At 65.2% G+C, this 3,117-nt stretch carries 4 protein-coding genes and 1 pseudogene; 2 read left to right on the plus strand and 3 right to left on the minus strand.

All coding sequences use genetic code 11. The annotated features are described in order from the left end of the window. Positions 1 to 66 precede the first annotated feature (66 nt). On the plus strand, positions 67 to 948 hold the full coding sequence (locus Q0Q02_RS23675; RefSeq protein WP_293813269.1) for a neutral zinc metallopeptidase: 882 nt from the start codon (positions 67 to 69) through the stop codon (positions 946 to 948). 27 nt (positions 949 to 975) lie between these two features. On the opposite strand, the gene Q0Q02_RS23680 is transcribed toward Q0Q02_RS23675, so the two are convergent. The 3 genes from Q0Q02_RS23680 to Q0Q02_RS23690 form a co-directional block, all read right to left on the minus strand. Then, positions 976 to 1,494: a 2'-5' RNA ligase family protein gene (locus Q0Q02_RS23680; protein ID WP_293813271.1), complete on the minus strand. Its 519-nt coding sequence runs from the start codon at positions 1,492 to 1,494 to the stop codon at positions 976 to 978. Between the two features lie 116 nt (positions 1,495 to 1,610). Then, positions 1,611 to 1,736, minus strand: coding sequence for a hypothetical protein (locus tag Q0Q02_RS23685; protein WP_293813272.1), 126 nt, complete (start codon positions 1,734 to 1,736; stop codon positions 1,611 to 1,613). Positions 1,737 to 1,880: 144 nt separating this feature from the next. After that, positions 1,881 to 2,366: a hypothetical protein gene (locus tag Q0Q02_RS23690; protein ID WP_293813274.1), complete on the minus strand. Its 486-nt coding sequence runs from the start codon at positions 2,364 to 2,366 to the stop codon at positions 1,881 to 1,883. Positions 2,367 to 2,599: 233 nt separating this feature from the next. Between Q0Q02_RS23690 and Q0Q02_RS23695 the strand changes: the two are divergent. After that, positions 2,600 to 3,117: pseudogene (locus tag Q0Q02_RS23695) on the plus strand (radical SAM protein); the annotation flags it as partial.

The following is a 3,117-nucleotide window of genomic DNA, read 5'->3' on the forward strand; positions in this document are numbered from 1 at the left end:
AAAGACGACTTGAGTTCCCCGCCTCTCCCGGCGAGATTGCGGGGGAGCTTCGCCGAGGACGCCTTCATGCAATGGGAAGATTACCGCCAGTCCGACAATCTCGAGGACCGGCGCGGTAGTGGCGGCGGCTTTGCCGGCATGCCCGGCGGACGCGGCGGCGTCGGCATCGGCACGATGGTGGTGCTCGGCCTGCTCGGCTGGGCGCTCGGCATCGATCCGCGCCTGCTCATCGGCGGCGCCGAACTGATCGGCGGCATCGGCGGGCGCGAACAGACGCAGGAGACGCGCCAGTCCTCCGGCCCGCCGCAGGACCAGATGGGCCGCTTCGTTTCCGCCGTGCTGGCGCAGAACGAGGACATCTGGTCGAAACTTCTGCCGCAGCAGGCCAATACCCGCTACCAGCCGCCGCGGCTCGTGCTGTTCTCCGGCGTCGACCGCTCGGGCTGCGGCACCGCGCAATCGGCGATGGGGCCATTCTATTGCCCGGTCGACAAGAAGGTCTATCTCGACACCTCCTTCTTCCAGGAGATGCAGCGCAAGCTCGGCGGCGGCGGCGATTTCGCCTATGCCTATGTGATCGGCCACGAAGTCGGCCATCACATCCAGAACCTGCTCGGCATCCTGCCCAAGGCCAACCAGATCCGCGAGCGCTCATCCGAGCGCGACGCAAATGCGATCTCGGTACGCATCGAATTGCAGGCGGACTGCTTCGCCGGCGTCTGGGCCCATAACATCCAGGCGATGGGCCGCCTCGACCAGGGCGATATCGAGCAGGCGATGCGCACCGCCTCCGCCATCGGCGACGACAAGCTGCAGAAGGCGGCGCAAGGCGTGGTCGTGCCGGATTCCTTCACACACGGCTCCTCGTCGCAGCGCATGAAGTGGTTCACCACCGGCTTCCAGTCCGGCTCGATGCAGAGCTGCGATACGTTCCGGAATCAGGTCTAGCGGCGCGTCCCGACCGGAGGGAAGCGTTCAGCCGCTGAGTTGCACCGTCTCCAATACGCCTAACGGCGGCCAGGAGACGACCTCGGCCATATCGAAGACCAGACTGAACGGCTCGAAGCTCTCCGCCGCCAGGGCGAAAGCTTCCTTGCGTCGCTCGACCGGCACGGCCGTCGCGATCGTCAGATGCGGCGTCCATTGCCCGGGCCGATAATACGGATCGCAAAGCGCGGGGCCGACGGCCTCGTGGATTCGAGCGTGCAGGTCGATCAGGCGCCGGTCGCTCCGGGGCGACAGCCACAGGACAAGCGGATCGACGTCGAACAGGCCGATCCGATCGAAGGTCAGCGAAAGGACCTTCTCTGTCCTGAGCGGCTCAAGGGCCTCGCGCAGGATGTCTGGGGAGAGATCGGCATACCGCGCGAGCGTGAGATGGGGCGGATAACCCAAGGCCCGGATCGAGGATGTTGCTTCCCAGGCCGAGGCCCTGTCGACCCATTCCCAAAATCGGCCTGCTTCCGATGTCGTGCGCAAGGTGATGCCGATCATCGTGAAGGATGCCTTCGGGTTCGCCAGAACTGAACGGCTTCTAACAGGACCCGAAACGTCCCGGAACTCCAAGCGGAGGGCTGCATTCAGCCCCCCGCTTGGAGTTTATGGAGGTGTTAGCTCCAGAAACCTTCCTGGTGCTCGCGAGGCGAGAACGTGTCCTGGTCCTCCTGCTGTTCCTCGCGTTTGTCCTCGTCGCGCTCCGCTTCGAGCGCAGAACAGGAATCGTGCCGTTCAAGCATGGATCTCTCCTTTCGATGTCTGAGGGAGGTGCTTTGGGCAATCGTCAACATATAAACTTATGCTGCACTGCACAAGTTCCTAGATAAAACACGCCCGGCCATGCGTTGCCGGCATAGCAATATCGAACACCACAGCCTGCCAGCCTAACCCGCCCGCTCCCGCAGGACAGGCAACCGCACCGGAGCCCGATCGAGGCGACCCGCCAGCGCCATCGTCCTGGGCATGACCAACCCCGCTCCGAGCGGGCGGCCGCCGATGGAGAAGGCGATCCGCTCGCGCAGCGATGCGACAACTCCACGCGAGGCAATCAGAGCCGGCTCCCCCGCCGCGACCAGCAGATGCCGCTCCACCGCCTGCACCCAATGGGCCTGCGGCACATCGCCGGATTCGAACAGGACAAGACGGTCTCCCCGTGCCTGGGCAGCGCCTTCCTGCCAGGCTTGCTCACGGCTCGCACGGAGATAGCGGGCGCCGGTCGCGTCGGCAGCGCGCTCGGTCTCGCTCGCGCCGACCGTGTCGACGAGCACCGCATGGCCGAGGAAGCCCTCGGCGACCGCGGGAATCAGGACAGCCAAGGTCGCGGCAAGCGCCTGCTGGGAACCATCGCTGCGGATCACGGCTGTGAGCATAAGCGAAATCCTATGCCGCAACGCAGCATGCCACAATCCCGCCACTTGCCTTTTGTTCTTGTTATGTTCACTCTACATGAGACCAGAAGGCGCCGATTCCCGGCGCGTGACGCGGTTCGAAAACCATGCCCCAGGCCAGACCCACTTCCCGGCCCTTCCCGGCGGCGCAGCCCCTGCGGCGAACCGACAGGGAGCCGAGCGTCTCCGCGCCGGTCGTCGCCCCTGCCGATCCAATGGCCTATATCGGCCACCGCATCGATCCCGACAGGCGGCGCGGGCGCGGCGCCACGATCAATCCGGGCGGGCGCTATGAGGCCGAGCAGCGCATCGCCGAGGATGACGGCTGGGGCTCGCTGGAGGAGCTGCCGCCGTTCTCGACCGAGATCGCCTATGAGAAGGCGCGCAACATCATCACGCGCAACGACTCGCCCGACATCTCCTTCGACCGCTCGATCAATCCCTATCGCGGCTGCGAGCATGGTTGCGTCTACTGCTTCGCCCGGCCGACCCATGCTTATCTCGGCCTGTCGCCGGGGCTCGACTTCGAGAGCAAGCTGACGGCGAAGCCCGATGCGGCGGCACTGCTGGAGAAGGAACTCTCCTCCCCCTCCTACCAGCCGCGCACCATCGCGATCGGCACCAATACCGACGCCTACCAGCCGATCGAGAAGAAGCTCAGGATCATGCGCCAGATCCTGGAAGTGCTGGCGAAATTCAACCATCCCGTCGGCATCGTCACGAAATCGGCGCT

The organism is uncultured Allobosea sp., assembly GCF_945956895.1.
GTDB lineage: Bacteria > Pseudomonadota > Alphaproteobacteria > Rhizobiales > Beijerinckiaceae > Allobosea.

Excerpts from the sequence above, each read along its gene's own strand:
- Q0Q02_RS23685 (WP_293813272.1), bottom strand. The coding sequence starts at position 1,736 with ATGCTTGAACGGCACGATTCCTGTTCTGCGCTCGAAGCGGAGCGCGAC.
- Q0Q02_RS23680 (WP_293813271.1), bottom strand. The coding sequence starts at position 1,494 with ATGATCGGCATCACCTTGCGCACGACATCGGAAGCAGGCCGATTTTGG.
- Q0Q02_RS23690 (WP_293813274.1), bottom strand. The coding sequence starts at position 2,366 with ATGCTCACAGCCGTGATCCGCAGCGATGGTTCCCAGCAGGCGCTTGCC.
- Q0Q02_RS23675 (WP_293813269.1), top strand. The coding sequence starts at position 67 with ATGCAATGGGAAGATTACCGCCAGTCCGACAATCTCGAGGACCGGCGC.